We start from the raw sequence: 26,026 nt of genomic DNA, 5'->3' as shown, positions 1-26,026 counted from the left end.
ATCTCGCTCGTCGCAGTCGTCATCAGGTCACCTCTTCGTCAGGACCGGCACCAGCACCGGCTCGGGCTTGATCTGGTCGCGCTCCGCGACGAAGCGGACCGTCGGGTCGGGGGTGTCGGGCGCGTTGACGAAGGAGACGAACCGGCGCAGCCGCTCGGGGTCGTTCACGGTGTCCGCCCACTCGTCGCGGTAGCCGGCCACGTGCCCGACCATCAGCTCCTCCAGCTCCGCGCAGATGCCCAGCGAGTCGTGCACCACCACGTCCCGTACGTGCTCCAGGCCGCCGGGCAGCCGCTCCAGCCACACGCTGGTGCGCTCCAGCCGGTCCGCGGTGCGGATGTAGAACATCAGGAACCGGTCGATGAGCCGGACCAGTTCCGCGTCGGACAGGTCCTGCGCGAGCAGGTCCGCGTGCCGCGGGGTCGCGCCGCCGTTGCCGCCGACGTAGAGGTTCCAGCCGTTGGCCGTGGCGATCACCCCGAAGTCCTTGGACCGCGCCTCCGCGCACTCGCGGGCGCACCCGGACACCGCCGACTTGAGCTTGTGCGGCGAGCGCAGGCCGCGGTAGCGCAGCTCCAGGTTGATCGCCATCCGCACGCTGTCCTGCACCCCGTAGCGGCACCAGGACGAGCCCACGCAGGACTTCACCGTCCGCAGCGACTTGCCGTACGCGTGCCCCGACTCGAAGCCCGCGTCCACCAACCGGGTCCAGATCAGCGGCAGTTGCTCGACCCGCGCGCCGAACAGGTCGATCCGCTGGCCGCCGGTGATCTTCGTGTAGAGCCCGAAGTCCCGTGCCACCTCGCCGATCACGATCAGCTTCTCCGGGGTGATCTCGCCGCCGGGGATGCGCGGCACCACCGAATAGGAGCCGTTCTTCTGCATGTTGGCCAGGAAGTGGTCGTTGGTGTCCTGCAACGCCGCCTGCTCGCCGTCCAGCACGTGCCCGCTCGCGCCGATCGCCGGGGCCAGCGAGGCGATCACCGAGGCGACGGCCGGCTTGCACACCTCGCAGCCCTCGCCGTCCCGCGCGCCCTCCCGGCCGTGCCGGCGCAGCAGTTCGCGGTAGGAGGTGATCCGCAGCGCGAGCACGATCTCGTACAACTCCGCGCGGGTGAGCGCGAAGCAGCCGCACAAGCCCTTGTCCACCTCAATGCCGGACGCCTCCAGCTCCGCGTCCACCAGTTGCCCGAGCACCTTCACGCAGGAGCCGCAGCCGGTGCCGGCCCGGGTGCAGCCGCGCACCTCCGCGGCCGAGCCGCAGCCCTGCTCGGCGACCGCGGCCCGGATCGCCCCCTTCGTCACGTGGTGGCAACTGCACACCACCGCGGAGTCCGGCAGCGCGGCGGGCCCCAGCGGCGCCGGCGCCCCCGCGCCCGCCGGCAGCACCAACTGCTCGGCCGGCACCGGCGGCACCGAGCCGGCCAGCGGACGCAGCACCTCGTACGAGGAGCTGTCCCCGACCAGCACGCCGCCCAGCAGCGTCCCGTCGCCGCCGACCACCAGCTTGCGGTAGACGCCCGCCCGCGCGTCGCTGTACAGCACGTCGGCCGCGCCCTCCGCGGCGCCGTGCGCGTCGCCGAACGACGCCACGTCCACACCCAGCAGCTTCAGCTTCGTCGACAGGTCGGCGCCGGTGAAGGCGGCCGAACCGCCGGCCAGCGTGCGGGCGACGGTCTGCGCCATCTCGTAGCCGGGGGCGACCAGCCCGTACACCCGGCCGTCGGCGGCGAGCGCGCACTCGCCGATCGCGAACACCGCGGGGTCCGACGTGCGGCACGACGCGTCGACCACCACACCGCCGCGCTCGCCCACCACCAGGCCGCAGTCACGGGCCAGTTGGTCGCGCGGGCGCACCCCGGCGGAGAACACCACCATGTCCACGGGCAGTTCGGAGCCGTCGGTCAACCGCATGCCGGTGACCCGGCCGTCCGGGCCCGCGGTGATCTCCTGCGTGCCGACGCCGGTGCGCACCGCCACGCCCAGGCCCTCGACCCGGCCGCGCAGCGCCGCGCCGCCGCCCTCGTCGACCTGCGCCGGCATCAGCCGCGGCGCGAACTCCACGACGTGCGTGTCCAGTCCGAGCCCCCGCAGCGCGCCCGCCGCCTCCAGGCCGAGCAGCCCGCCGCCGACCACCGCGCCGCGCTCCGCGTCCTTCGCGTACGCCTCGATCGCCAGCACGTCCTCGATCGTGCGGTACACGAAGCAGCCCTCGGCGTCCCGCCCCGGCACCGGCGGGACGAACGGGTACGAGCCGGTCGCCAGCACCAGCGTGTCGTAGCCGACCGTCAGCCCCGAACGGGCCGTCACCGTGCGGGAGTCCAGGTCCACCGCGACCGCCGGGTCCCCGACGTGCAGTTCCACGCCGTGCGCGGCCAGCGCCGCGTGATCGGTCAGGTCCAGGTCCTGCGGGCTCGCGCCCTGCGAGAAGTACGAGGTCAGGTGGACGCGGTCGTACGCCGGCCGGGGCTCCTCGCACAGCACCACCACGCGCGCGGCGGGCGTCACGCCCTGCTCGGCCAGCGCCTCCAGGAACCGCTGGCCCACCATGCCGTGGCCGACCAGGACGATCGTCGCGTTCGCTTGCGTGTCCATGGCCGTCAGCGTGCGGGGGCGCTGTTTCCCGGCCGCATCCCCGCCGTTTCCCGGCGGCAACGGTGCGCTCATCGCCGCACGGCGGCGGGTGTGAGCGTGTGCGGCGCGCACGGACCAGCCCTCCCGCGCCGGACCCGCCCGCTCGCGCCCCGCGCCGGACCCGCCTCCCGTGCCCCGCGCCGGCCCCGCCCCCCGCCGCCCCGCGCCTGCCGTGTCCCGATCGTTCCGCACCCGGACCCGATCGTGCCTGTGCGCACGCGCGCCCACCGGCCAGGATCGGGGCATGACCACCACCACTCCGCAGCCCGCGCCGGACGCGCCGGACGCTTCGCCCGCCCCGCACGCCCCGGGCACCCCCGACGCCTCCGGCCCCCGTACCGCGCTGCTCGTCATCGACGTCCAGGAGTCCTTCCGGCAGCGGGAGAGCTGGCGGGCCGCGTCCGACCCCGAGGTCGCCACCGCGGTGGCCGCCCTGGTCGCCCACGCCCGTGACAGCGGCCACCTCGTGGTGTGGGTGCTGCACGCGGAGCCGGGCTCCGGCACCGTCTTCGACCCCGCGCTCGGCCACGTACGGCTGATGGACGGGCTCGAACCCGCCGAGGGCGAACCGCTGTTGACCAAGACCTCGCACAACGCGTTCACCACCACCAACCTGCAGCAGATCCTCACGGCGCACGGCGTGCGCGCGGTGATCACCTGCGGCGTGCGCACCGAGCAGTGCGTCGAGACCACCTCCCGGCTCGCCTCCGACCTCGGCTACGAGGCCACGGTCGTGCTCGACGCGTGCGCCACCGAGCCCATCGCGCACCCCGACGCGCCCGCCGGCCGGCCGCTCGCCGAGGTGCTCGCCGACCCCCGCACCCTCCAGCCCGCCGAGGTGATCGAACGCACCCGCTACGCCCTGGCCGGCCGCTTCGCCACGGTGACCACCCTCAGGGAGCTGACCGGGCGCTGACCCTCGCCGGCGCGACGCGGCTGCCGCGGCGCGGGCCCGGCCGGGCGCGGCGGCCGGCGTCTGGCAGGGTTGCACCGGCAGCAGACGGAGGCAGGCCGGCGGGCGCGGGCAGGCCGGAGCAGGAGGAGGGATCGCGAATGGCGTCAGCGCGCGCGCACACCTACGAGACCGAGGTCGTGTGGACCGGGAACGCGGGGGAGGGGACCGCCACCTACCGCTCCTACCGGCGCACCCACGAGATCGCCGCCACGCCCGGTGGCGCGCCCGCCATCCCGGGCTCGGCCGACCCCCACTTCCACGGCGACGCCGACCGCTGGAACCCCGAGCAGCTGCTGCTCGCCTCGCTCTCGCAGTGCCACATGCTCTCCTACCTGCACGTGTGCGCGATCAGCGGCGTCGTCGTCACCGCCTACACCGACCGCGCCACCGGCACGATGGAGGAGACCCCGGACGGCGGCGGCCACTTCACCCGCGCTCTGCTGCGCCCGGAGGTCACCGTGGCGTCCCCCGAGATGGCCGAGAAGGCGCGGACCCTCCACGAGCGGGCCCACCGCCTGTGCTTCATCGCGAACTCGGTCGACTTCCCGGTGGACCACGAGCCGACGATCACCGTCACCCCCGCGTGACACCGCCCGCCCCGCCGCCAGACGTCTCGCCCTCAGCCCCCGCGTCGTCGGCCGGACCGTCCCCGTCCACCACGAGCGCGCGCACCGACACCGCCGGTGCGTCCTCGGCGAGCCCCTCCTCCGGCCACAGCGGCACGGCACGCTCACCCGCCGCGCGGATCTGCGTGCCGTCCAGCACGGCGTGCTGTTCGTCGGCAATGCCGACCTCGGGCCACACCGCCACCACCGTGACCGGCCCGGCCGGCGGCAGCGGCGTGATCCACAGTTCCGCGTCCCAGCGCGCCATGTTCCCGCCCGCGCTCGCCGGCAGGACCCGCAGCGTCTCCTCGTCGGCGTCCTGGAGCGCCTGCGCCTGCCGCAGGCGGTCGCCCGCCACGCCGCGCCTGCCGTCCGGGTAGCCGACGCCCAGCCGCAGCCCGTTCGCGAAGGGGTCGGGGTCCCGGCGGAACCCCGGCCGCACCTCGTCCTCCGCGTCCCCGCCGCGGCGCAGGACCCGCAGCGTGCACTCGAAGCCGTTCGGGTACGCCCGCACCAGGCCCAGCCACACTGCCGCGCCGGGCGTCCGCAGCAGCAGCGCCTGCGCGGGGACCGCGGACGGCATCATGTTGTCCGGTTGGTGCCACGCCCTCCGGGGCGCCCGCCTCATCCGCGGACGCGGCGCCGGGGGTTCGAACTCCCGGAAGAATTCCACGACGTCCACTCTCCCTTCGCCCCTGCCGGACGTCCACCCCGCATCGAGCGCCGGGCGCCCGCACCCGCTCGGTCCCGCCCCTCAACGTCCGCCGGGCGCACCGGGCGTACTCCCCGGGGCTTCCAGCGCGCGCGTCACACCGCTCTCGTGCGGACCCAGGAAGCGCGGGTCGGGGCGGACCGCCGCGTCGAAGGCCGCCTTGCCGGCCGCCAGGACCTCGCGGGCGCCGGAGGCGTACCAGGTCGCGTCGTGCTTCTCGCCGACGCCGACCCCGTAGGCGTCGATGCCCGCGGCGGCGCACAGCGCGAGCGCCCTGCGGATGTGGAATCCCTGGCTGACCAGCACCGCGTGGCGCACGCCGAAGATCCGGCGGGCCCGGTCGCAGGAGTCCCAGGTGTCGAACCCGGCGTCGTCCACGACCACCCGCCCGCGCGGCACGCCGTGCGCGGTCAGGTAGGCGCGCATCGCGCCCGGCTCGTCGTACGACACCCGGCTGTTGTCACCGGTCACCAGCAGCACCCGGACCTTCCCCGCCTCGTACAGGCGGACCGCCGCGTCCAGCCGGTGCGCCAGGTACGGCGACGGCCGGTCGCCGTCCAGGCCCGCGCCGAAGACGACGGCCACCGGCTCCGCGGGCACGTCCGCCTCCGAATGCACCCGGTCGCCGCCGGCCAGCCGCACCCAGGTCGCGGGCAGCAGCGCGAGCACGCACAGGGCCACCGCCCAGCGCAGGGCGCGCCGCCGCTCGGGCACGGTCCGCGGCAGGGCGAGCCGGGGCAGCGCCCGCGGTTCCAGCTCCAGCCGCGGCGCCCTCGGCGCCCTCCCCGCGGGCGAGGCGGGCCGCAGCCGCCCACGCAGCCACGGGCTCAGCCGGCCCAGCCGGCCCAGCCGGCTCAGCCGCCACCGCCCGGCGTCCCGTCCCGCATTCCCCACGCGCCGCCCCTCCCGCCGTCCGGCCGTTGCACCCCCGCCAACGACACCGACGCGCCGGGGACCGCCGCCGGTTGCCCCCGTACGCATCACGCCGGAGCCCGTCGCGCGAGACCATGGACCGGGCCCGTCCGCGCGGACCCGGGCCCGTACGCGACGGCGCCCCGCCTTCCGACCCGCCGACCCCGCCCCCGGAGGACCCCGTGACCGAGGCCCGGCTGCCGTTCTTCGTGTACGGGACGCTGCGCCGCGGGCAGCGCAACCACGCGCTGCTGGCCGGGCGCACCCTGTCCTGGACGCCCGCGCGGCTGCCCGGCGCGCTGCTCTACCCCGGACCCGGCTACCCGTTCGCCGTCGCCGACCCGCTCGGCGCGGCGGTCGTGCACGGCGACCTCGTACGCGTCGCCGCCGACGTCTACCCGCGGGTGCTCGCCGACCTCGACCGGCTGGAGACGTACACCCCCGGCGACCCCGGGAACCTCTACGAGCGCGAGCGCCGCACCGTCACCACCGAGCGCGGGCCGGCCGAGGCGTGGGTCTACCTCGCCAACGGGCCGCTGGCCGACGAACTGCGCGCCGAGGGCCGCCCCATCGCCGGCGGCGACTGGCTCACCGCGGCGCGGCACGGCCTGTGAGCCGCCCGTCACCCGCCCTTACCGCGCGGCAACCGCGGCGCAACGGCGTGCGCGGACGATCGTCCCCATGACGTATCCCGCAGCGAGGCATCCGGCACCGACGCATCCGGGACCGGCCCATCCGGCGCCGGGCCGGCGTCGGCGCATCGAGCGCCGACGCAATCGGTGCCGGCGTGTCCCGCGCCGGCGTCCGCGCGTGCGCTGCCCGCGCTCCCGGCCGGCCGCGCCCCGGTGCTGGTGGCGGTGGCGCACGGGAGCCGCGATCCGCGGGCCCTGGCGACCGTCACCGCGCTCGTGGCGCGGGTCCGCGCGCTGCGTCCCGGCCTGGACGTACGGCTCGGGCACGTGGAGCTGAACGAGCCGCTGCTGGGGGCGACGCTGGCGGGGATCGCGGGGGAGCGCGCGGCGGCCGGCGCGGTCGGCGTCGGGCAGGCGGCCCTGGCGGCGTGGCAGGCCCGCGCGGCCGGGGCAGTCCGCCCGGCCCGGGAGGTCCGGGGCCTGTCCGCCCGCGCGGCGGCTCTCGGCAGCCCCGGCACTCCCGGGCGACGCGGCGGCCCGGACGTGTCCGGCGCTGATGGCGCGCGTGGCGCTCATGGCCCTCGCGACGTCCTCGCCCCCTTCGACGCACTCGGCGCCCCCCTCGGCGCCCCCCTCGACGTCGTCCTCGTGCCGCTGCTGCTCGGGCGCGGCCACCACGTCAAGGTCGACCTGCCGGCCGCGCTCGCCGCGGAGCCGGGGCTGCGCGGGATCGTCGCGCCGCCGCTGGGCCCCGATCCGCTGCTGGCCGAGGCGCTGGCCGCGCGGCTCGCGGAGGCGGGACGGCGCGCGGGAGACCCGGTGGTCCTGGCGGCGGCGGGCTCGCGCGATCCGGACGCCGCGGTGGACACGCGGCGGGCGGCGGCGCTGCTGTCGCGCCGGCTCGGCGGGGCGCCGGTCGTCCCCGCGTACGCCTCGGCGGCGGCCCCCACCGTGGCCGACGCCGTGGCCGGCCTCCGCGCGCGCGGCGCCCGGCGGATCGCCGTCGCCTCCTACTTCACCGCGCCCGGCCGCTTCGCCACGCAGTGCGCCGCCGCGGCCCCCGACCTCGCGTCCGCGCCGCTCGGCGCCCACGAGGCCGTGGCCCGGCTGGTCCTCCACCGCTACGACGCCGCGTCGACCCCGGCCCCGGGCCCGTCCTCGCCCCTGCCCCCGCCCTTCCCGACCCGCCGCCCTGCCGCGTCACGCGCATGAGCCACGCCTCGGCGCCGGCGGCCTCGGCGCAGCCGGGGCACCGCGCAGCCCGGGCACCGCGCGGCCTGGGACGGCCGCGGGGCCTGGGACGGCCCGCGCGGCCCCGGACCGCACCGCAGCGTCGGACAACCCCGCGGCCTCGGACCGCCACGCGACCTGGGACGGCCCGCGCGGCCCCGGGCCGCACCGCAGCTTCGGACGGCCGCGCGCAGTCGGGCACCGCGCGGTCTGGGACGGCACCGCGGCCTCGGACCGCCGCAGGGCCTCGGACGGCACCGCAGCGTCGGACAACCCCGCAGCCTCGGACCGCCGTGCAGCCCGGGAGGACCCCTCGCGCGGCAGTTGAGCGCGGCGCCCCCCCGTGTCGGTGAGGCGGGCGCGCGACGCCCCCGCGTCAGGGGGAGGCGGGGCGCGACGCCCCCCCGCGTGAGGGGGAGGCGGGGCGCGGGAGCCCCCGCGTCAGGCGAGGCCACTGCGGGACACGGCGTCAAGTGAGGCGGGCGCGGGCTCCCCGCGTCAGGCGAGGCGCGTGTGCAGGGCCGTGGCCGCCGCGTCCGTCAGCGACGCGATCTGGTCGACCACCGCCCGCCGCCGCCCCGCGTCGTCGCCGGCCGCCAGGAACACCGCGCGGAACTGCGGATCGAGCCCGTACGGCGCGCGCTCCAGCAGCGCCTGGGCCAGCTCGCCGATGACGACGCGCTGCTCGGCGCGCCGCCGTGCCTGGGCGGCGCGCTGCATCACGTACCGGTCGGCGACCGCCTTGAGCACCGCGCACTCCAGGCGCTGCGCGCGCGGCACGACCAGCTCGGCGCGGTAGCGGGTGAGCCGCGCGGACCCGTACCGCTCGCGCGTCGCGCCCTCGGCCGCCAGGCAGAACCTCCCGATGAGCTGCGACGCCGCGTCCTTCAGGCCCGCCTGGTCCTGCGCCGAGCCGTCGTAGCGGCGCGGCCACCAGGGCTGGCCGACCAGCCGGTCCAGGGCCTCGGCGAGCTCCTCGGGCTCGGCGTCGGCGGGGGCGTAGCGCGCGGCGGCGCAGGCGAAGACGTCGGCCCGCTCGGCCGGGGACCGCAGCGCGCGCGGGTCGATGTGCCCGGCCTTCAGGCCGTCCTCCACGTCGTGCACGGAGTAGGCGACATCGTCCGACCAGTCCATGACCTGCGCCTCGAAGCACTGCCGCCCCTCGGGCGCGCCCTCGCGCAGCCAGCGGAACACCGGCAGGTCGTCCTCGTACGCGCCGAACTTGGGGCTGCCCGGCACGGTCGGGTGGCGGCCGCGGGGCCACGGGTACTTGGTGGCGGCGTCGAGCGCGGCGCGGGTGAGGTTGAGCCCCACGCTCACCTCGGGCGAGGCGAACCGCTTCGGCTCGATCCGGGTGAGCAGCCGCAGGCTCTGCGCGTTGCCCTCGAAGCCGCCGCAGTCCGCGGCGAACTCGGCGAGCACCATCTCGCCGTTGTGCCCGAACGGCGGGTGGCCCAGGTCGTGCGCGAGGCAGGCGGTCTCGACCAGGTCGGGGTCGCAGCCCAGCGCGGCGCCCAGCTCGCGCCCGACCTGGGCGCACTCCAGCGAGTGCGTCAGCCGGGTGCGGGGGCTGGTGTCGCCGGCGGCGTTCTCGGGCGTGACCGGGTCCACGACCTGCGTCTTGCCGGCCAGGCGCCGCAGGGCGGCGGAGTGCAGCACGCGGGCCCGGTCGCGCTGGAAGGCGGTACGGCCGGGGCGCTTGTCGGGCTCGGGCACGTAGCGCTCCATGTCGCCCGCGAGATACGGGCCGTACGACTCGGGGTACGTCCCGGCGTACGCCTCGGTCCGCGCCTCGGTCCGCGCCTCGCCGTGCGCCCCGGTGTGTGCCGCCCCCGCCCCGGCCGCGCCGTCCCCAACGTCCATACCCCGACCGTAACCGCCCCGCGGCGCACATGACGCCGCACACCGGCCCGCCGGCCCGCCGAGCGGCCCCGGACCAGGTGAACGGGGGAAAACGGCGCGGCGCTCTTCCGGTGCGGCTCCCCGTGCGGGACGCTCGAAGCACCGAACGACCCGCCGGGGAGGCAACTGTGGTGGACGCGCACCAGACCTTCGTGATCGTCGGAGCAGGGCTGGCCGGGGCGAAAGCCGCCGAGACGCTCCGCTCCGAGGGATTCACCGGCCGGGTGATACTGATCGGCGACGAACGCGACCACCCCTACGAACGCCCACCGCTGTCCAAGGGCTTCCTCACCGGCAGCGCCGACAGGGAGTCGGTGTTCGTCCAGCACAACGGCTGGTACGCCGAGCACGACATCGAACTCCACCTCGGCCAGCCCGTGGTGCACCTGGACCGCGTCGCCAAGACCGTACGGCTGGGCGACGGCACCACGCTGCAGTACGACAAACTGCTGCTCGCCACCGGCTCCGAGCCGCGCCGGCTCGACATCCCCGGCACCGACCTGGCCGGTGTGCACCACCTGCGCCGGCTCGCCCACGCCGAGCGGCTCAAGCACGTGCTGACCAGCCTCGGCCGGGAGAACGGCCACCTGGTGATCGCCGGCGCCGGCTGGATCGGCCTGGAGGTCGCCGCCGCGGCCCGCGGCTACGGCGCCGAGGTGACTGTCGTCGAGCCCGAGGCCACGCCGCTGCACGCGGTGCTCGGCCCGGAGCTGGGCGCGGTCTTCACCGACCTGCACGCCGAACACGGAGTCCGTTTCCACTTCGGCGCCCGGCTCACCGAGATCACCGGCCAGGACGGCATGGTCCTGGCCGCCCGCACCGACGACGGCGAGGAGCACCCCGCGCACGACGTGCTCGCCGCGATCGGCGCCGCGCCGCGCACCGCGCTCGCCGAGGTCGCCGGCCTCACCCTGGCCGCGCGCGAGCAGGGCGGCGGCATCGCGGTGGACGCCGAGCTGCGCACCTCCGACCCGGACATCTACGCCGCCGGCGACGTCGCCAGCGCCGAGCACCCGCTGCTGGGCATCCGGCTGCGCGTCGAGCACTGGGCGAACGCCCTGAACGGCGGGCCGGCCGCCGCCCGCGCCATGCTCGGCCGGCCGGTGACGTACGACCGGGTGCCGTACTTCTTCTCCGACCAGTACGACCTGGGCATGGAGTTCTCCGGGCACGCCGCGCCCGGCACCTACGACCAGGTGGTGTGCCGCGGCGACGTCGGCAAGCGGCAGTTCATCGCGTTCTGGCTGCACCAGGGGCGGGTGCTGGCCGGGATGAACGTCAACGTGTGGGACGTCACCGAGCAGATCCAGCAGCTCATCCGCTCCGGCCGCCCGGTCGACCCCGACGCGCTGTCCGACCCCTCCGTCCCGCTAGCCTCGTTCCTGGACTGAGCGGCCGGACGGCAGCACGGCCGGCCGCCCGGTCGGCCCCCGGACGCCCGGCCGCCCCACCGAACGCCCAGGAAGAGGACTTGCGCACATGCCCGGCTCCGCCCCCGTCCGCACCGCCGTCGTGCCCGTCGAGGAGATATTCGCGCTGCGCTGGGCGGTGCTGCGCACCGGGCTGCCGCGGGAGACCGCGGTCTACCCGGAGGACGCCCGCGACGACGCCTTCCACGTGGCCGCGTACGACGCCGACGGCGCCGTGCGCGGCTGCGTCACCTTCTTCCCGGACGAGCTGCCCGGCGAGGCGGGCGCCGTCGCGTACCGGTTCCGCGGCATGGGCACCGCGCCCGAGGTGCGCGGCCGGGGCTTCGGCGCGGCGGCGCTGCGCGCGGGCCTGGCCGAGTGCGCGGCCCGCGGCGCGCAGCTGGCGTGGTGCAACGGCCGCACCTCGGCGGCCGGCTTCTACGAGCACCAGGGCTTCACCGCGATCGGCGAGGAGTTCGTCCTGGAGCCCAGCGGCCCGCACTACGTCTTCGTCACCAAGGACCTCGGCTGAGCCGCTGCCGCCCTCCGCACGCCCGCCCGGCCGCCGGGCCCGGCCCCGGCCGCCCTGTCCGCCGCGCGCCGTAGACTTCCCCCGTGGCCGGGCGGATCAGGGACGAAGACGTGAAAGCGGTACGCGACGCCGTCCCCATCGACGCGGTCGTCTCCGAATATCTCCAGCTCAAGAACGCCGGCGGCGGCAACCTCAAGGGCCTGTGCCCCTTCCACGACGAGAAGTCCCCCTCCTTCCAGGTCAGCCCGAGCAAGGGCCTCTATCACTGTTTCGGCTGCGGCGAGGGCGGGGACACGCTCGCGTTCGTGATGAAGGTGGACCACCTGTCGTTCACCGAGGCGGTGGAGCGGCTGGCGGGGCAGGCCGGGATCACGCTGCGGTACGAGGAGGGCAGCCACGTACCGGGGCGGCAGCAGGGGGAGCGCATCCGGCTGGTCGAGGCGCACCGGGTGGCCGCGCAGTTCTACCAGGAGCAACTGGCCTCCGCCGAGGCCGAGATCGGGCGGCGGTTCCTGGCCGGGCGGGGCTTCGACCAGGCCGCGGCCGAGCACTTCGCGGTGGGGTACGCGCCTGGCCGGGACCACCTGGTGCGGTATCTGCGCGGGAAGGGCTTCTCCGACAAGGAGTTGATCACCGCGGGCCTGGCCTCGGAGAGCCGTCGCGGCGGCGCGATCGACCGGTTCCGCGGCCGGCTGATCTGGCCGATCCGCGACATCACCGGCGAGGTCGTCGGCTTCGGCGCGCGCAAGCTGCGCGAGGACGACCAGGGGCCGAAGTACCTGAACACCTCCGAGACGCCGCTCTACCGCAAGTCGCAGGTGCTGTACGGGATCGACCTGGCGAAGAAGGAGATCGCGCGGACCGGCCGCGCGGTGGTGGTCGAGGGCTACACCGACGTGATGGCCTGCCACCTGGCCGGGGTGACCACCGCCATCGCCACCTGCGGCACCTCCTTCGGCGGCGACCACATCAAGATCCTGCGCCGGCTGCTGATGGACAACTCCGGCGCGGAGGTGGTGTTCACCTTCGACGGCGACGAGGCCGGGCAGAAGGCGGCGCTGCGGGCGTTCGAGGACGACCAGAAGTTCGCCGCCGAGACGTCGATCGCGATCACGCCGGGCGGCATGGACCCGTGCGAGCTGCGGCTGGCCGAGGGCGACGCGGCGGTGCAGCGGCTGATCGACGGCCGCACCCCGCTGTTCGCGTTCGCGCTGCGCTCGATCGTCTCGCGCTACAACCTGGACACCGACGAGGGCCGGGTCGCCGCGGTGGACGCGGCGGTCCCGGTGGTGGCCGCGATCAAGAACCAGGCGCTGCGCGACCGTTACGCGATCCGGCTGGTCGGCATGGCGGGGATCGCCAGTCAGGCCGAGGAGCAGTCGATCATCCGCCGGGTGCGGGCGATGTCCCGGGCCCGGGCGGCCGGCGGCGCCGGCCGTGGCGAGCCAGTGCGGGCCGGCGGGCCCGGCCGCGGCGGTCCGGGCGGCGGCTACGGGCCGGGCCCCGGCTACGGTCCCGGCGGCCCTGGCCGCGGTCCGGGCGCGGGTCCCGGCGGCTACGGTCCCGGGCAGCCGTCCGGGCCGGGCGGTCACGGCGGCCAGGGCGGACCCCAGCCGCCCCGCGGCCCCCGGCTGGACCTGCGCAGCCCGGCCCACCGGGTGGAGCGCGAGCTGCTGAAGATGGCGCTGCAGTACCCGCAGCTGGTCTCCCCGGCCTTCGACGCGTACGGCGAGGACGAGTTCACCGGTCCCCCGTACGCCGCGGTGCGCCGGGTGATCGCGGCGGCCGGCGGGGTCGAGCAGGCCGACGCGGAGTACCTCACCCGGGTCCGGGAGGCCGCGCCGGACGACACCGTGCGGATGATGGTCACCGAGCTGGCCGTCGAGCCGGTGATGCACAAAATTCCCGAGCTGTACGCGGGCGAGGTGCTGGTCCGGGTGCGGATGCTCGCGGTCGAGCGGCGGGTCGCGCAGGTGCTGGCCCACCAGGCCCGGCTGGCGGCGCAGGGCGTGCGCGCGGACGCGCCGGAGATGACCGCGACGCAGGGCGAGCTGTGGGCGCTGCAGCAGTACGGCCAGCGGCTGCGGGTCCAGGGCGCGGCGGCACTGTAGGCGACCTGCGTCGCGGGCCCGCTGCGTCAGGACCCCTGCGTCAGGGCATCTGCGGCAGGCTCCTGTGCCAGGGCATCTGCGGCAGGCTCCTGTGCCAGGCTCCTGTGCCGGCCCTCCTGCGTCACCGGGCGGACGCGGGTGGTGACGTGGTGTGAAAAAGGGGGCGCACGACCCTAGGGGCGGGGCCGCCTCGTGGGCCACACTGGGTGACGGCCCGGAGCCGCGCCCGCGCGTCGCGCGACGCCCCTTCGCGAGCCACACGTCGCGCTCACCGCGGAGGTCACTTCCGTGCAGACGCCCACACAGATCCACGCACCCGCACCGGTCGCCCTCCCGGCCCTGCCGGCGGCCCAGGACGACGCGGGCGGCGCCGACGTCCCGGATGTCCCGGATATCCCGGACGTTCCCGACGTCCTCGACGGCGCCGCCGACGACCCGCTGCCGCGGGTCCCCGAGCAGCGCGCCCAGTCCTCCGCCGGCCCCACCGCGGACCTGTTCCGCCAGTATCTGCGCGAGATCGGCCGCGTCCCGCTGCTCACCGCCGAGGAGGAGGTGGACCTCGCGCGCCGGGTCGAGGCCGGGCTGTTCGCGGAGGAGAAGCTCGCCGCGTTCCCCGACCTGGACTCGCAGGACTCGCAGCTCGCGGTGGACCTGGACCGGCTGGTGGTGCTCGGCCGGATGGCCAAGCGCCGCCTGATCGAGGCGAACCTGCGGCTGGTGGTCTCGGTGGCGAAACGATACGTCGGACGCGGCCTGACCATGCTCGACCTGGTCCAGGAGGGCAACCTCGGACTGATCCGCGCGGTGGAGAAGTTCGACTACGCGCGCGGCTACAAGTTCTCCACGTACGCGACCTGGTGGATCCGCCAGGCGATGTCGCGGGCGCTGGCCGACCAGGCCCGCACCATACGGGTGCCGGTGCACGTGGTCGAGCTGATCAACCGGGTGGTGCGGACGCAGCGCAGCCTGCTGCAGGAGCGCGGCACCGAGCCGACCACCGAGGAGGTCGCCGCCCGGCTGGAGCTGACCCCGGAGCGCGTGAGCGAGGTGCTGCGGCTGGCCCAGGAGCCGGTGTCGCTGCACGCGCCGGTCGGCGAGGAGGAGGACGTCGCGCTCGGCGACCTGATCGAGGACGGCGACGCGGCCTCGCCGGTGGAGTCCGCGGCGTTCCTGCTGCTGCGCGAACACCTGGAGGCGGTGCTGTCCACGCTGGGCGAGCGCGAGCGCCGGGTGGTGCAGCTGCGCTACGGGCTGGTCGACGGCCGGGCGCGCACCCTGGAGGAGATCGGCCGGATGTTCGGCGTCACCCGCGAGCGCATCCGCCAGATCGAGTCCAAGACGCTCGGCAAGCTCCGCGACCACGCCTTCGCCGACCAGCTGCGCGGCTACCTCGACTGACTCCCCGCCGCCGGCTCCAGCACGATCCACGTCCGGCCCGGGTGCAGCGGCAGCGTCCGTCCGCCGACGGTGTACGCGGTGCCGTCGTCCTCGCCGGGGCGGTTCCAGCGGGCGGCGTACGAGCGGCCGTCGCGCAGCACCTCGGCCGTCCCGCTGCCGACGGTCTGCGAGAACGGCACGAAGCCGGTGCGGCTGTGGAAGCGCGACTCCTTGACGGTCACGTGCTGCACGATCACGTTGTCCGCGGTCCACGGCGAGCGCACGCCGTCCATGGAGACGCGGTAGCGCGTGCCGTCCCAGGCGAAGGAGAACCGCGCCGAGGGCATCGACGCCGAGGCCCTCGTCCCGGCGCGCCCGCCGGGCGGGACCGCCGCGGCGAACCGCAGGCCGATGTCGGCCGCCGTCCCGGCCCGGTCGGCCACCCCCTTGGTGCGCAGGTACTCGTTGTGCGGGGCGGGCCGGTCCTGGCGGCGGAAGAACGCGCCGGTGCCGGTGACCGGGACGAGGTCCGCGTCGGACCTGAGCACCGGGAGCAGCTTGCTCTGCGCGCCGGAGAAGGCCAGCGCGGGCCGGTCGTAGGCGGCCAGGAGCTGTAGATCGGTCTCGCGGGCGCTGCGCACCGGGCCGACCACCGCGGGCAGCCGGTGCGTGTCGAAGACCGCCATCAGCCGGGACAGGCCGCCCTCGACCTCGATGGCGTACACCAGGTCGGCGTCGTCCAGGCCGGTGGCCGGGCGGGCCGGGCCGACGTTGTCGATCTTCACGGCCAGCACCCGGCCCGCGCCGCCCGGTTCGCCGGTGAGCACCGAGCGGGAGGAGGAGGGCGGCGCGGTCGGGCTCGCGCCGCCGCCCTTGTCCGTGCACGCCGAGGCGAGCAGCAGCGCGAGGACCGCCGCCGTGCCCGTGACCGCCGCCCGCGCCCGCCGCATGTCCATGACCTCAGTGTGCCCCGGCGGACCGCCCCCGTATCCGCCGGCCGGTCCGCCGGACCGCGCCCGCGCCCGCCGGTCAGTCCACCTCCGCCACCGCCTGCGCGAACTGCGCCGCGTACAGCCGGGCGTACGCGCCCTGCGCCGCCAGCAGCTCGTCGTGGGTGCCCTGCTCGACGATGGAGCCGGACTCCATCACCAGGATCACGTCCGCGTCCCGGATGGTGGAGAGCCGGTGCGCGATGACGAAGCTGGTGCGGCCGTGGCTGAGCTTGGCCATCGCCCGCTGGATCAGCACCTCGGTGCGGGTGTCCACCGAGCTGGTCGCCTCGTCCAGGACCAGGATCACCGGGTCGGACAGGAACGCGCGGGCGATGGTGATCAGCTGCTTCTCGCCGGCGCTGACCCCGCTGCCCTCGTCGTCGATGACGGTGTCGTAGCCGTCGGGCAGGGTGCGGATGAAGCGGTCGGCGTGCGCGGCCCTGGCCGCCTCCTCGATCTGCTCGCGGGTGGCGTCCTCGTGGCCGTAGCCGATGTTCTCCGCGATGGTGCCGCCGAACAGCCAGGTGTCCTGGAGCACCATGCCGATCGCGGCGCGCAGCTCCTCGCGGGACATCGCGGCCACGTCCACGCCGTCCAGGGTGATCCGGCCGTCGTCCACCTCGTAGAACCGCATCAGCAGGTTGACCAGGGTGGTCTTGCCCGCGCCGGTCGGGCCGACGATGGCCACGGTGTGGCCCGGCTCGACCTTCAGCGACAGGTCGTCGATCAGCGGCTTGTCCGGGTCGTAGCGGAAGCTGACGCCCTCCAGCGCGACGCGCCCGGTCAGCTCGGCCGGGCGGGCCGGGGCCTTGGGCTCGGCGGACTGCTCGTCGGCGTCGAGGAGTTCGAAGACCCGCTCGGCCGAGGCGACGCCGGACTGGATCAGGTTGGACATGCTCGCGACCTGCGTCAGCGGCTGGCTGAACTGCCGCGAGTACTGGATGAACGCCTGCACGTCGCCGATCGACAGCGCGCCGGAGGCCACCCGCAGCCCGCCGACCACCGCGACCAGCACGTAGTTGAGGTTGCCGATGAACATCATCAGCGGCTGGATGGTGCCGGAGATGAACTGGGCGCGGAAGCCGGAGCGGAACAGCGCCTCGTTCTCCTTGCGGAAGATCTCCTCGGACTCCTCGGCGCGGCCGAAGACCTTCACCAGCGAGTGGCCGGTGTACATCTCCTCGATGTGCGCGTTGAGCGTGCCGGTGGTCTTCCACTGCTGCACGAACTGCGGCTGCGCGCGCTTGCCGACCCGGGTCGCCACCAGCATCGTGACCGGCACGGTGACCAGTGCCACCAGCGCCAGCAGCCAGGAGATCCAGAACATCATGGCCAGCACGCCGAGGATGGTCAGCAGCGAGTTCACCAGCTGGCCCATCGTCTGCTGCATGGTCTGGCCGATGTTGTCGATGTCGTTGGTGGCGCGGCTGAGCACCTCGCCGCGCGGCTGCTGGTCGAAGTACGACAGCGGCAGCCGGGACAGCTTGGCCTCGACCTCGCCGCGCAGCCGGTACACCGCGCGGTTGATGACCTTGGTGGCCAGCCGCATCTGGAAGACGCTGACCACCGCGGCGCCCAGGTAGACCGCCAGCGCCAGCAGCAGCACGTTGCGGATGGCGTCGAAGTCCATGCCCTGGCCGGGCGTGAAGTCGATGCCGGAGAGCATGTCGGCGACGCCGCCCTTGCCGTGCGCCCGCAGGTAGTCCAGCGCCTGGTCCTTGGAGGCGCCGTGGATCTGCCGGCCGATCACGCCGGCGAAGATCAGGTCGGTGGCGTGGCCGAGGATGCGCGGTCCGGTCACCGTCAGCGCCACGCTGCACGTGCCGAGCGCGAGGACCGCGTAGAGCCAGTAGCGGTCCGGCCGCATCAGGCCGATCAGGCGCCTGAGCGAGCCCTTGAAGTCCATCGACTTCTCGATCGGGCCGCCGCTCATGAAGCGGGCCGGGCCGGCCATCGGGGCGGGGCCGCGGCGGGTGGGCGCGGCGGGTCTGCCGGGGCCGGGCGTGCCGCCGGGCCCCTTGCCGCCGGGTCCCTGGCCTCCGGGCCCCTGGCCTCCGGGGCCGGGCTTTCCGCCGCCCGGAGCGGGTGCGTCGTCGCTCACGCCGCGGCCTCCTGCTCGGTCAGCTGGGACAACACGATCTCCCGGTACGTCTCGTTGGTCTGCATCAGTTCCGCGTGGGTCCCGGTGCCGACGACGCGGCCCTCGTCCAGGACCACGATCCGGTCGGCGTCGCGGATGGTGGACACCCGCTGGGCGACGATCACCACCGTCGCCTGCGCGGTCTCCGCGGCCAGCGCGCGCCGCAGCGCCGCGTCGGTGGCGTAGTCCAGCGCGGAGAAGGAGTCGTCGAACAGGTAGATCTCCGGGCGGCGCACCAGCGCGCGGGCGATCGCCAGCCGCTGCCGCTGGCCGCCGGAGACGTTGGAGCCGCCCTGCGCGATCGGCGCGTCCAGGCCGCCTTCGAGGGCGCTGACGAAGTCGCGGGCCTGCGCGACCTCCAGGGCGTGCCACAGCTCCTCGTCGGTGGCGTCGGGGTTGCCGTAGCGGAGGTTGGAGGCGACCGTGCCGGAGAAGAGGTACGGCTTCTGCGGCACCAGGCCGACGGTCCGGGCGAGCAGTTCGGGGGCGATCTCGGTGACGTCCTCGCCGTCGACCAGCACCCGGCCGCCGGTCGCGTCGTACAGCCGGGGAATCAGCCCGAGCAGGGTGGACTTGCCGCTGCCGGTGGAGCCGATCACCGCGGTGGTCTCGCCGGGCCTGGCGACCATGTCGACCCCGCGCAGCACCGCGGCCTCGGCGCCGGGGTAGGCGAAGTCCACGTCGAACAGCTCCAGTTCGCCGTGCCGGCGCAGCGTCGTCACCGGCGCGGTGGGCGGCACCACGCTGGACTCGGTGGTCAGCACCTCCTGGATGCGCTCGGCGGACACCTCGGCGCGCGGCACCATCATGAACATGAAGGTGGCCATCATCACCGACATCAGGATCTGCATCAGATAGCTGAGGAACGCGGTCAGCGCGCCGACCTGCATGCCGCCGCTGTCGATGCGGTGCGCGCCGAACCACAGCACGGCGACGCTGGAGAGGTTCACGATCGCCATGACGGTGGGGAACATCAGCGCCATCAGCCGGCCGGTGGCCAGCGACACCGCGGTCACCTCGTCGTTGGCGACGCCGAACCGCCGCTGCTCGTAGTCGTCCTTGACGAAGGCGCGGATCACGCGGATGCCGGTGATCTGCTCGCGCAGCACCCGGTTCACGGTGTCGATGCGCTTCTGCATGGTGCGGAACAGCGGCCGCATCTTCCGTACGATCAGGCTCACCGCGATGCCCAGCACCGGCACCACGGCCAGCAGCAGCGAGGACAGCGGGACGTCCTGGCCGAGTGCCATGATGATGCCGCCGACGCACATGATCGGCGCCGAGACCATCATGGTGAAGGTCATCAGCACCAGCATCTGCACCTGCTGGACGTCGTTGGTGGTGCGGGTGATCAGCGAGGGCGCGCCGAACTGGCCGACCTCGCGGGCGGAGAAGCTCTGCACGGTGGCGAAGACCGAGGTGCGGATGTCCCGGCCGACGGCCATGGCGGTGCGGGCGCCGAAGTAGACCGCGCCGACGGCGCAGCACACCTGGACGACGGTGACGCCCAGCATGGTGGCGCCCATGCCGACGATGTAGCCGCTGTCGCCCTTGACCACGCCGTTGTCGATGATGTCGGCGTTGAGGGTGGGCAGGAACAGGGCGGCGATGGTCTGCACGAGCTGCAGCAGCACGAGCAGGCCGATGGGCCGCCGGTACGGGCGCAGATGGGAGCGCAGGAGTCGGATCAGCACACTGAATTCCTCGGGTCTGCGGTGGCTGCGGGGGGTCTGCTCCGGCAGCGAAGCTGAGTGTGGCGTGGACGCCTCACCGATGGAGGACGCGCGGTTCGGCCGGTGGGTTGAGCCCAGGCACCTTACTCTCCGGGGCGACTGGGGCGCAGGGGTTTTGTCGCCGCGGGCATGACTGCTCGCGACACGTCGACGATATATCGTCGAAGCGTCGGTCGGCCAGCGCGGGGGCAGCGCCCGCGGTCAGGCGGGGCGGGGCGCGCGCAGGCTGTCGAAGGCTCCGGGGTGGGTGTGGTCGCGCACCGCGCGGAACTGCTGGCGCACCGCCGTGCCGACCGCCGCCTCGTCGCCCGGCTCCAGCAGCCGCACCGCCGCCTGGCGCCACGGCGGCAGCTCGTCCTGCGCCCGCGACCCCAGCACCGCGCCCAGCGACCACGCCGCCTGCCGGGCCGCGCCCAGCGCCGCGTACTCGCCCGGGGGCGGCACCGCCACCAGCGTGCCGAACAGCGCCGGCGCGATCGCCTGCACCGCGGGCAGCTCGGCCGCCGCGCCCAGCAGGAACACCCGGTGCACCGGCACGCCCTTGTCGCGCAGCACGTCCAGCGCGTCGGTCAGCGCGCACAGCATGCCCTCGAAGGCCGCCCGCGCCAGGTGCTCCGGCTTCATCGACTCGCGCCGCAGCCCGGCCAGCGTGCCCGCGGTGTGCGGCAGGTCGGGGGTCCGCTCGCCCTCCAGATAGGGCAGCAGCACCAGGCCGTACGCCCCCGGCGTGGACCGCAGCGCCAGCTCCGAGAGGCCCGCGAGGTCGGTGCCGAGCAGCTCGGCGGCGCCGCGCAGGGTCCGTACGGCGTTGCGCACCTGGACCAGCGGCAGGTGGTTGCCGGTGGCGTCGGCGTACCCGGTGATCGTGCCGGTGGGGTCGCCGAGCGCCTCGTGGTGCACGGCGAAGACCGTGCCGCCGGCGCCGAGGGAGACCACCGCGTCCCCCGGGCCGAGGCCCAGGCCCAGCGCGGCGGCCATCGTGTCGCCGGTGCCCGCGGAGATGAGCAGGCCCTCGGGGGTCTGCCCGGCCGGCTCGGCGGGCGCGAGCACGTCCGGCAGCTGCACCTGGTGGCCGAGCGCCAGCTCCACCAGGTCGGTGCGGTACGCGCCGGTCGCCGCCGACCAGTAGCCGGTGCCGGAGGCGTCGCCGCGGTCGGTGGTGCGGCGCAGGCCAGGCCCAGCAGCTGCCAGACCAGCCAGTCGTGCGGCAGCATCACCTGCGCGACGCGCTTGGCCGCGGCCGGCTCGTGCTGCGCCAGCCAGCGCAGCTTGGCCACCGGGTGGCCGGACTGCGGCACCGTGCCGACCGCCTCCGCCCAGGCGGCCGGGCCGCCCAGCTCGTCGGCGAGGTCGGCGGCCTGCACCTGGGCGCGCTTGTCGCCGCGCAGCAGCGCGGGGCGCACGGTCACGCCGCCGGCGTCCAGGGCGAGCAGGCCCTGCTGCTGCCCGGAGATGCCGATGGCCTGCACGCCCTCCAGCACACCGCCGGCCGCCGCCTCGCCCAGCGACAGCAGCCAGGCCTGCGGGTCGAGCTCGGTGTGCTTCTCCCCGTCCCCCAGCGGGTGCGGGGCGTGCCCCTGCTTGAGCACCGCGCCGCTGTCGGTGTCGCACACGACGATGGTGGTGCCTGTGGTCGAGCTGTCTATTCCGGCGACTTTCCCCATGCCGTGATGATGCCGCACGGCGGGCGTGCCGCGCGTGCGGAAGCGGATGCGGACGTCAGGTCGGGCGATCGGCGCCCGGCGCCCGGGGGCGGGGCCCGGTCGGCGACCGGGTCCCGGAGGGGGGTCGGGGTCGAGCCCGGCCGGGCTGGGGGATCGGCCCGGCGCCCGGGGTCAGGTGTTGCTGGTGCCCCAGTCGTCGTCCGGGCCGTGGCCGTTGCGCAGCGAGCGGACCCTGCTGGCCACCGCGTCGGGCATCCGGTCGCCGATCCGCGAGGTGACCTTGTCCGCGGTCTTGGACGCCGCGCTGCGGCTCTGCTGCACGGCGGACTCCGCGGTGTTGCGCACCGCGGGGTTCTGCGCGACCTTCTGGGCGGCGGCACGCAACTGCTCGTACCGCTCGCGTCCCGCGCGTGCTCCGAGCACGTATCCGACGAGTGCTCCCGTGATGAACGTCAGCCGGTGCATCGGCTCCACCCTTTCGCTGTGTCGGGTCGCGGTGTGGACCGCGCCGCGCTGTGACGGGCTGTCCCGCGCCTACCCTGCGTGGGCCGGGAGCAACCCCGGACACCGGCGATAGGGCAACCCCGCGCACAAGCGGTTGGCGGAGCACCCCCTCGCTTGCGCTAATGTATGTGCAGCACCGAGCGCGCGCCCCCCGGGAGATCCGGGCGGGTGCATTCGGTGCACACAGGGCGATCCTCCGTAGCTCAATTGGCAGAGCAGCCGGCTGTTAACCGGCAGGTTACTGGTTCGAGTCCAGTCGGGGGAGCTCGGTCCTCCGTAGCTCAATTGGCAGAGCAGCCGGCTGTTAACCGGCAGGTTACTGGTTCGAGTCCAGTCGGGGGAGCGCACGACGAGGGACCCCGCGAGGGGTCCTTTTCCATGCCCGTTCCATGCCCGCGCCCGCTTTCCCCGCGCTCGCCCCGCCGCCCCCCGGGCCTCTCACCGCGCCCCGCGCCGGGCCCCGGCAGCCGCTCCCGTCACACCCCGGCGTCCACCCGGCGACGCGGACATGACCCGAGCGGGCGACACATCGTATGAGCGGCTATGCTGCGGCAGACGACGCGCACGACGTGGAGGACGCGCCGTACGGGGCGGTAGCTCAGCCGGTTAGAGCAGCGGACTCATAATCCGTCGGCCGTGGGTTCGAGTCCCACCCGCCCCACCCTGCGCCCGGTGAGGCGCACCCCGCCCGGCCTGCGAGGACCCGGCCGCGCGGCTCGCGGTGAGAGCGATGTCCGGCGCGGCGCCCCCGGCCGGTGAGCCCGGGGTGAGCCCGGAGGTTCCCGCCACGGCGATCGGGCGGGCCCGCGGCACGAGCCTGGCCGCACGCTCCGAGACCGCGCGATCGACCTCCGGGAGCAGGCTGGTGTAGGTGTCGGACGTGAGCGTGATCGTGGAGTGCCGCAGCATTTCCTTGATCGTGTGCAGGTCCCCGCCGCCGGCGTGAGCGAGTGTTGCGGCCACGTGCCGCAGGTCGCGCACGTTGATGGGAGGCAGGGCCGAAGCTTTCACGATTCGACGGAAGGCGTGGGACAGCATCTCCGGGTGCAGCGGGCTGCCGTCCTCCTGCGTGAAGACCTTCCCGGAGTTCCGCCACCCCTCGCCCCACGTGCGGCGTTCTGCGCGCTGCCGCGCACGATGGCGGCGCAGCACCTGCACGGTCAGGCTGTCGAGGTGGATGGGCGAGGCGCTCCCGTCGGTCTTGGGCGCCGACTCGTAGGGCCTCCATCCGTCCTGGACGATCTCCTTCGCCGGAGTGAGCAAGGCCGCTTCCAAGTCGATGTCCACCCACTCCTGGCCCACCGCCTCCCCCCGTCGCAGGCCGCGGAACGCGATGAGGTGAAAGGCCGCGTAGAGCCGATCATCCTCCGCCTCGTCCAGGAACGCCCCCAGCTGCGGTGGCATCCAGACCATCACAGGCCCAGGTATCTCCCCTGTCTCCCGCCACCTGCGAACCCGTTCATCCGTCCACAGCAGCGGCTTGGGCCGTTTGCCCGAGTCCAGCTCGACGTGCTCCGCGGCGTTGAAGACGATCAGCTGGCGTGCGATGGCCGCGTTCAAGGCGGCTCGGAGCGTGGAGCGGATGCGCTGCCTCGTCGCCGGCCCCGTCGGCCGGCGGAACGGCGGCATTCCGGCGAGCACCGCCCGTTCCGCCGAGAGGCGTTCGCGCTCCCGTGCGTTGGGAGCCCCGGCCTTGCCTGGGGTGCACCGTGCCACCTGCGCGTGCCGTGCCTCGTTCTCGGCGACGATCACCTCGTTGTCATCCTTGATGGCGTCGAACATCTCCTGCACGTGGCCGACATTCAATCGGTCCAGCCGTATGTGCCCGATGCGGGGAGTCAGATGGTTCTTGATGTGGGAGGCGTAGCCCCGCGTCGTCGTACGCCGCGTCTTCTTCGCCGCCAGCCACGTCTCCAGCCACTGGCCCACGGTCATGTCCGACCGCAGGTCGACCCCTGCGTGGAGCTTGCGCCCCACACCACCTTGCCGCCGGGCTCGATCTCGTGGCCCCACGCTTGTGCCAGGCATGCCACCAGCAGCAGACCGCGCCCCGACTCCTGCTCGGTGCCGGGCGTGTGGAGGCGGGGCCGGTGCGTGCTGCCGTCACGCACGCCGATGGTGAGCATGCCTTGCGACAGCCACAGCAACAGGGCGCACCGGGCGGGTTGCCGTCCGGGCTGACCAGTAGGCACGCTCGCATGCCGCTGGGCGTTGGTGAGCAATTCGGACGCGATCAACAGGGCGTCGTCCATGACCGATTCCGGCACACCCCACTGGGTGCACACCGCATGCACGTGTGCCCTGCCCCAGCGCGCCATGTTCGCGTCGGATGCGAGATCCAACCGGCTGCTCAAGAGCGGTCCGCCGCTGACCATGGTCACCTCCGACAGGGCGTCGACGAGGCGGCGACGGTTCGCGCGCCCCGGTGGCTGCACGCACTACGCAACCGCACCGTCATGCACGGCGGTACCGTTGGAGCAATGCCAGGACTTGCACGACTTGAAAGTCGGCGTCCAGTGGGAGGGGCTCGCGTGGACCGTCAGCCGAACGAACACCTGGCTCGCCTGCTGGAAGAGGCCGACTGGACGTACCGGCAATTCGCCCAGGCCGTGAACCGTCTCGGTGCCGAACGGGGCAGGGGCTTCGCATACGACGAGTCGTCGGTGAAACACTGGCTGGACGGCACGCAGCCGCGGAAGGTGGCGCGGGCCGTCGTGGTCGAGGCTCTCTCGCGGCGTGTCGGTCGTCCCGTGACGCTGGAGGAGGCGGGGCTCGGTTCTTCGATCGCCCTGTCCGAAAAAGGCGTTGTCTCCCCGGTCGGTCTGAACACGATTGAGGGACTGGTGGACACGGGAAGGGCGGACATGGATCCCTCGAGGCGCGCGGTGCTGTCGACCGCCCTGTACTCCGCGACGCTCGCGGTGCCGGGCTTCGCCGAAGCCGACGAGACACTCGACCGCCTGGAGCACCAGGCCGCGGGCCGGACGGTGCGTATCGGCGCCGGCGACGTCGCCGTGGTGCAGAGCATGACGGACAAGATCGCGGACATTCTCGACGAATTCGGCGGGGCCCACGCGCGCCCCATGGCCGCGGCGTTCATCGTGAACTCCGTCGCCTCGTACCTGCGCGCGGACGGCACGGAGTCGGTGAAGAACCAGATGCGCGCGGCAGCTGCCGACCTGGTCTATCTCACGGGATGGATGGCGATGTACGAGCGTGCCCACGGTCTCGGCCAGCGCTACTATCGCCAGGCACTCGGGCTGGCCAAGGCCGGCGACGACCAGGTCACCTACTGCCGCACGCTGCGCGGGATGGCGTTGCAGGCCGCGAACCTCAAGCACGCCAACAAGGCCCTGTCGCTGGCCGATTCCGCGGCCGAGGCCGCGCCTCGTTCCGGCCCGCGCCTGCAGGCGTTTCTGCGCGGACAGCAGGCCCACGGAGCGGCCCTGGTCGGCGACCGTCGTCTCGCTTTCGCCCATCTCGCCGACACCGAGGCGGCGTTGTCGAAGGCCGACAACCGCAGGGACGCGATCGGCGGATACGACCAGGCGGCGTACCACTTCCACGTGTCCAGCGTCCTGTACGCCCTGGGCGACCTTCCGGGGTCCATCGAGGCGATGAAGGCGTCGAACCGGGCACGTCCGGCGGTCGAACGCCAGGGCAACGCCCACGCCAACGGTCTGCTCGCCCAGCGCGAGATGGAGTTGGGACACCTGGAAGCGGCGTGCGAGACATGGCACGCGTTCCTCGACGACTACGCCACGCTGGCCTCCGCCCGCGCCGACGAGCACTTCGACGTGCTGCGCCGCCGCATCCGCCCCCACCTGGGCAACGCGAAAGCACGCGAACTGAACACCCGCGCAAGGGAGATGGCCGAGCAGAAGGCTTTGCGCTGACCCGGCAGCCCGCTCAGGCGAGCGCGGCCAGGATGCGGGCCTCGCGTTCGGGGGGGCGATGCCGTGTTCCACCCAGCGTGGGTGAC

General features: G+C 74.5%; 18 protein-coding genes, 3 tRNA genes and 2 pseudogenes. 12 read left to right on the top strand and 11 right to left on the bottom strand.

The window, feature by feature from the left end; translation table 11 throughout:
* Positions 1 to 27: 27 nt before the first annotated feature.
* The gene (gene nirB, locus VSR01_RS11500; protein ID WP_326449160.1) at positions 28 to 2,595 is read right to left on the bottom strand and encodes a nitrite reductase large subunit NirB; all 2,568 of its coding nucleotides are present in this window, start codon (positions 2,593 to 2,595) and stop codon (positions 28 to 30) included.
* Between the two features lie 283 nt (positions 2,596 to 2,878).
* Between nirB and VSR01_RS11495 the strand changes: the two genes are divergently transcribed.
* Together VSR01_RS11495 and VSR01_RS11490 are read left to right on the top strand one after the other, a co-directional pair.
* Complete coding sequence (locus VSR01_RS11495) at positions 2,879 to 3,550, top strand: cysteine hydrolase family protein (protein WP_326449159.1); 672 nt, start codon at positions 2,879 to 2,881, stop codon at positions 3,548 to 3,550.
* A gap of 137 nt (positions 3,551 to 3,687) precedes the next feature.
* Positions 3,688 to 4,176, top strand: coding sequence for an OsmC family protein (locus VSR01_RS11490; RefSeq protein WP_326449158.1), 489 nt, complete (start codon positions 3,688 to 3,690; stop codon positions 4,174 to 4,176).
* Here the strand turns inward: VSR01_RS11490 and VSR01_RS11485 are convergent.
* Together VSR01_RS11485 and VSR01_RS11480 are read right to left on the bottom strand one after the other, a co-directional pair.
* Positions 4,163 to 4,780: a hypothetical protein gene (locus VSR01_RS11485; RefSeq protein WP_326449157.1), complete on the bottom strand. Its 618-nt coding sequence runs from the start codon at positions 4,778 to 4,780 to the stop codon at positions 4,163 to 4,165. The two genes, VSR01_RS11490 and VSR01_RS11485, sit on opposite strands and share 14 nt — an antisense overlap.
* Before the next feature lie 168 nt (positions 4,781 to 4,948).
* Entirely contained in the window at positions 4,949 to 5,662 is a 714-nt protein-coding gene (locus VSR01_RS11480; protein ID WP_442785663.1) for a SanA/YdcF family protein, read from the bottom strand.
* 338 nt (positions 5,663 to 6,000) lie between these two features.
* Here VSR01_RS11480 and VSR01_RS11475 point away from each other — a divergent pair, with 338 nt between their 5' ends.
* Positions 6,001 to 6,432 (top strand): gamma-glutamylcyclotransferase family protein, encoded by a 432-nt coding sequence (locus VSR01_RS11475; RefSeq protein WP_326449156.1) that lies wholly within the window; start codon positions 6,001 to 6,003, stop codon positions 6,430 to 6,432.
* A gap of 243 nt (positions 6,433 to 6,675) precedes the next feature.
* Positions 6,676 to 7,662: a sirohydrochlorin chelatase gene (locus VSR01_RS11470; RefSeq protein ID WP_442785438.1), complete on the top strand. Its 987-nt coding sequence runs from the start codon at positions 6,676 to 6,678 to the stop codon at positions 7,660 to 7,662.
* Between the two features lie 516 nt (positions 7,663 to 8,178).
* Here the strand turns inward: VSR01_RS11470 and VSR01_RS11465 are convergent.
* Complete coding sequence (locus tag VSR01_RS11465) at positions 8,179 to 9,543, bottom strand: deoxyguanosinetriphosphate triphosphohydrolase (protein WP_326449155.1); 1,365 nt, start codon at positions 9,541 to 9,543, stop codon at positions 8,179 to 8,181.
* A gap of 167 nt (positions 9,544 to 9,710) precedes the next feature.
* On the opposite strand from VSR01_RS11465, the gene VSR01_RS11460 reads away from it, so the two are divergent.
* The 4 genes from VSR01_RS11460 to VSR01_RS11445 all read left to right on the top strand — a co-directional run bounded on the left by VSR01_RS11460 (position 9,711) and on the right by VSR01_RS11445 (position 15,032).
* Positions 9,711 to 10,973, top strand: a complete 1,263-nt coding sequence (locus VSR01_RS11460) for an NAD(P)/FAD-dependent oxidoreductase (RefSeq protein ID WP_326449154.1) — start codon at positions 9,711 to 9,713, stop codon at positions 10,971 to 10,973.
* A gap of 88 nt (positions 10,974 to 11,061) precedes the next feature.
* Positions 11,062 to 11,523 carry a GNAT family N-acetyltransferase gene (locus tag VSR01_RS11455; RefSeq protein ID WP_326449153.1) on the top strand — a complete coding sequence of 154 codons (462 nt, stop codon included), beginning with the start codon at positions 11,062 to 11,064 and terminating at the stop codon, positions 11,521 to 11,523.
* An 83-nt stretch (positions 11,524 to 11,606) separates the two neighbouring features.
* Entirely contained in the window at positions 11,607 to 13,634 is a 2,028-nt protein-coding gene (dnaG, locus tag VSR01_RS11450; RefSeq protein ID WP_326449152.1) for a DNA primase, read from the top strand.
* A 288-nt stretch (positions 13,635 to 13,922) separates the two neighbouring features.
* Entirely contained in the window at positions 13,923 to 15,032 is a 1,110-nt protein-coding gene (locus VSR01_RS11445) for an RNA polymerase sigma factor (RefSeq protein ID WP_326449151.1), read from the top strand.
* Here the strand turns inward: VSR01_RS11445 and VSR01_RS11440 are convergent.
* From VSR01_RS11440 to VSR01_RS11420, 5 genes and pseudogenes are all read right to left on the bottom strand, one after another.
* Entirely contained in the window at positions 15,020 to 15,967 is a 948-nt protein-coding gene (locus VSR01_RS11440) for a DUF3048 domain-containing protein (RefSeq protein WP_326449150.1), read from the bottom strand. The two genes, VSR01_RS11445 and VSR01_RS11440, sit on opposite strands and share 13 nt — an antisense overlap.
* Before the next feature lie 73 nt (positions 15,968 to 16,040).
* Positions 16,041 to 17,957 (bottom strand): ABC transporter ATP-binding protein, encoded by a 1,917-nt coding sequence (locus VSR01_RS11435; protein WP_326453597.1) that lies wholly within the window; start codon positions 17,955 to 17,957, stop codon positions 16,041 to 16,043.
* A 143-nt stretch (positions 17,958 to 18,100) separates the two neighbouring features.
* A complete protein-coding gene (locus VSR01_RS11430) occupies positions 18,101 to 19,837 on the bottom strand; it encodes an ABC transporter ATP-binding protein (protein ID WP_326449149.1) in 1,737 nt (578 codons plus the stop codon).
* A 240-nt stretch (positions 19,838 to 20,077) separates the two neighbouring features.
* A pseudogene (locus tag VSR01_RS11425) lies at positions 20,078 to 21,540 on the bottom strand (FGGY family carbohydrate kinase).
* A gap of 171 nt (positions 21,541 to 21,711) precedes the next feature.
* The gene (locus VSR01_RS11420; protein ID WP_326453596.1) at positions 21,712 to 22,005 is read right to left on the bottom strand and encodes a YtxH domain-containing protein; all 294 of its coding nucleotides are present in this window, start codon (positions 22,003 to 22,005) and stop codon (positions 21,712 to 21,714) included.
* A 231-nt stretch (positions 22,006 to 22,236) separates the two neighbouring features.
* Between VSR01_RS11420 and VSR01_RS11415 the strand changes: the two genes are divergently transcribed.
* The 3 genes from VSR01_RS11415 (at position 22,237) to VSR01_RS11405 (ending at position 22,705) form a co-directional block, all read left to right on the top strand.
* Positions 22,237 to 22,309 (top strand) — tRNA-Asn (locus VSR01_RS11415).
* Between the two features lie 5 nt (positions 22,310 to 22,314).
* Positions 22,315 to 22,387 (top strand) — tRNA-Asn (locus tag VSR01_RS11410).
* A gap of 244 nt (positions 22,388 to 22,631) precedes the next feature.
* Positions 22,632 to 22,705: transfer RNA gene (locus VSR01_RS11405), tRNA-Ile, on the top strand.
* Between the two features lie 134 nt (positions 22,706 to 22,839).
* On the opposite strand, the pseudogene VSR01_RS11400 reads toward VSR01_RS11405, so the two are convergent.
* Both VSR01_RS11400 and VSR01_RS11395 read right to left on the bottom strand, forming a co-directional pair.
* Positions 22,840 to 24,015: pseudogene (locus VSR01_RS11400) on the bottom strand (site-specific integrase); the annotation flags it as partial.
* Entirely contained in the window at positions 23,976 to 24,296 is a 321-nt protein-coding gene (locus VSR01_RS11395) for an ATP-binding protein (protein WP_326453595.1), read from the bottom strand. The pseudogene VSR01_RS11400 and the gene VSR01_RS11395, both read right to left, overlap by 40 nt.
* Positions 24,297 to 24,524: 228 nt before the next feature.
* On the opposite strand from VSR01_RS11395, the gene VSR01_RS11390 reads away from it, so the two are divergent.
* Positions 24,525 to 25,940: a hypothetical protein gene (locus tag VSR01_RS11390; RefSeq protein ID WP_442785437.1), complete on the top strand. Its 1,416-nt coding sequence runs from the start codon at positions 24,525 to 24,527 to the stop codon at positions 25,938 to 25,940.
* Positions 25,941 to 26,026 lie beyond the last annotated feature (86 nt).

Origin of the sequence: Actinacidiphila sp. DG2A-62 (genome assembly GCF_035825295.1) — a bacterium.
Taxonomy (GTDB): domain Bacteria; phylum Actinomycetota; class Actinomycetes; order Streptomycetales; family Streptomycetaceae; genus Actinacidiphila.
The sequence above is the reverse complement of the archived record's forward strand: the minus strand, read 5'-3'. Positions and strand labels throughout refer to the sequence as shown.

Bases quoted from the DNA above. Each gene is read 5' to 3' on its own strand.
- VSR01_RS11395 (WP_326453595.1), bottom strand. From the start codon at position 24,296: ATGGACGACGCCCTGTTGATCGCGTCCGAATTGCTCACCAACGCCCAG.
- VSR01_RS11390 (WP_442785437.1), top strand. From the start codon at position 24,525: ATGCCAGGACTTGCACGACTTGAAAGTCGGCGTCCAGTGGGAGGGGCT.
- VSR01_RS11485 (WP_326449157.1), bottom strand. From the start codon at position 4,780: ATGATGCCGTCCGCGGTCCCCGCGCAGGCGCTGCTGCTGCGGACGCCC.
- VSR01_RS11420 (WP_326453596.1), bottom strand. From the start codon at position 22,005: ATGCACCGGCTGACGTTCATCACGGGAGCACTCGTCGGATACGTGCTC.
- VSR01_RS11435 (WP_326453597.1), bottom strand. From the start codon at position 17,957: ATGGCCGGCCCGGCCCGCTTCATGAGCGGCGGCCCGATCGAGAAGTCG.
- VSR01_RS11490 (WP_326449158.1), top strand. From the start codon at position 3,688: ATGGCGTCAGCGCGCGCGCACACCTACGAGACCGAGGTCGTGTGGACC.
- VSR01_RS11440 (WP_326449150.1), bottom strand. From the start codon at position 15,967: ATGGACATGCGGCGGGCGCGGGCGGCGGTCACGGGCACGGCGGCGGTC.
- VSR01_RS11465 (WP_326449155.1), bottom strand. From the start codon at position 9,543: ATGGACGTTGGGGACGGCGCGGCCGGGGCGGGGGCGGCACACACCGGG.
- VSR01_RS11455 (WP_326449153.1), top strand. From the start codon at position 11,062: ATGCCCGGCTCCGCCCCCGTCCGCACCGCCGTCGTGCCCGTCGAGGAG.
- VSR01_RS11495 (WP_326449159.1), top strand. From the start codon at position 2,879: ATGACCACCACCACTCCGCAGCCCGCGCCGGACGCGCCGGACGCTTCG.
- nirB (WP_326449160.1), bottom strand. From the start codon at position 2,595: ATGGACACGCAAGCGAACGCGACGATCGTCCTGGTCGGCCACGGCATG.